The following is a 1,699-nucleotide window of genomic DNA, read 5'->3' on the forward strand; positions in this document are numbered from 1 at the left end:
GTGCTGGCCTGGGCGCCGGCTGTGGCTCCCGCCGGCGGCACCCGGGCGGCGGCCGGCATGGAGCGGGCCCTGGTGGAGCACCTGGGCGCGGTGGTGCTGGTGGGCAGTGCCCCCACGGCCCTGGAACGGCTGCTGGAGCTGGTCGAGGCCGGAGCCGTCGCCGCTCCGGCCCTGGTGATCGGCATGCCGGTGGGGTTCGTGGGGGTGGCCGAGAGCAAGCGCCATCTCGCCGTCAGCGCCCTCCCCCAGATCCGCCTGGAGGGCAGCAAGGGCGGCGCCGGCCTGGTGGGTGCCGCCGCCAATGCCCTGCTGCGCCGGGCCTGGCTGGATCAGGCGGCCCGGGATCAGGCGGCTCTCGATCCCCCCTGAAGGCCCACCGCCACATGGCTGTTGGCCTCGATGCGGCCCAGCACCTGGCGGGCCCGCAACACCACCGAGGCGGGAACCCCCGCCAGCCGGGCCGCCTCGATGCCGTAGCTGCGGCTGGCGCCCCCCCGGCAGACCCGGTGCAGGAAGACCAGGTCGTTGCCGGTCTCTTCCACCAGCACCTGGGCGTTGCCCACGTTGGGCAGCAGCTCGGCGAGCTCGTTGAGCTCGTGGTAGTGGGTGGCGAAGATGGTGCGGGCGCCGATGCCGTCGGCCAGGTGCTCGGCGACGGCCCAGGCGATCGAGAGGCCATCGAAGGTGGCCGTGCCCCGGCCGATCTCATCGAGCAGCACCAGGGAGCGGGGGCTGGCGTGGTGAAGGATGTTGGCCGTTTCGGCCATCTCGACCATGAAGGTGGACTGGCCGCTGGCCAGGTCGTCGACGGCCCCCACCCGGGTGAAGATGCGGTCGGCGATGCCGAGGCGGGCGGAGCGGGCCGGGATCCAGCTGCCGATCTGGGCCATCAGCTGCAGCAGGCCGCTCTGGCGCAGATAGCAGCTCTTGCCGCTGGCATTCGGCCCGGTGAGCACGATCAGATCCGGTGCCGGCTCGCCCAGCTGCAGGTCGTTCGGGGTGAAGGACGCGTCGACCAGCAGCTGCTCCACCACCGGATGGCGCCCCGCCTCGATCTCCAGCTCGCGTCCCTCGCTGAGCTCGGGCCGGCAGTAGCCAGAGGTGGCCGCCACCTCCGCCAGAGAGGCCAGGGCATCGAGTTCCGCCACCCGCCGGGCGGCTGCCCGCACGGGCCCGGCCGCTTCGCCCACCCGCCGGCGCAGGTCGCAGAAGAGGTCGTACTCCCGCTGGCAGGCCCGGGCCCGCAGCTGCAAGATCCGCCCCTCGCGGCCCTTGAGCTCGGGGGTGACGAAGCGTTCCTCGTTGGCCAGGGTCTGGCGGCGGATCCAGTGCTCCGGAACGGCGGCGGCCCTGGCCCGGCTCACGGCCAGGAAGTAGCCGAAGCTGCGGTGGTACTGCAGGCGCAGGTTGGGGTTGCCGCTGGCCCGCCGTTCGATCGCCTCCTGGCGGGAGAGCCAGGCCTCCTGGTCGTCGAGCTGGTTGCGCAGGCCGTCGAGCACCGGATCGACGCCGTCATGGAGCAGCCCCCCCTCGCTGAGGGACAGGGGCGGCATCTCCACCAGGTGGTGGCGCACCTGCTCGGCCAGGGCGGCCAGCTCGGGCCAGGGACCCTTGAGGGCCGCCAGGGGGCCGCTGCGGCAGGGGGCCACCAGGGCCGCCAGGCGGGGCAGGCGCTCGAGGCCATCGGCCAGGGCCACCA

At 73.8% G+C, this 1,699-nt stretch carries 2 protein-coding genes; one reads left to right on the top strand and one right to left on the bottom strand.

Annotation, left to right across the window (positions count from 1 at the left end; translation table 11 throughout):
- A partial coding sequence (locus tag VB739_RS16640) for a precorrin-8X methylmutase (protein WP_323358127.1) occupies positions 1 to 369 on the top strand: 369 nt, incomplete at its 5' end.
- Here the strand turns inward: VB739_RS16640 and mutS are convergent.
- Positions 345 to 1,699, bottom strand: a 1,355-nt coding sequence (mutS, locus tag VB739_RS16645) for a DNA mismatch repair protein MutS (protein WP_323358128.1), incomplete at its 5' end; no start/stop codon positions are given. The genes VB739_RS16640 and mutS overlap by 25 nt on opposite strands.

It is taken from the genome of Cyanobium gracile UHCC 0281 (assembly GCF_034931305.1).
GTDB classification, from domain to species: Bacteria; Cyanobacteriota; Cyanobacteriia; order PCC-6307; family Cyanobiaceae; genus Cyanobium; species Cyanobium gracile_A.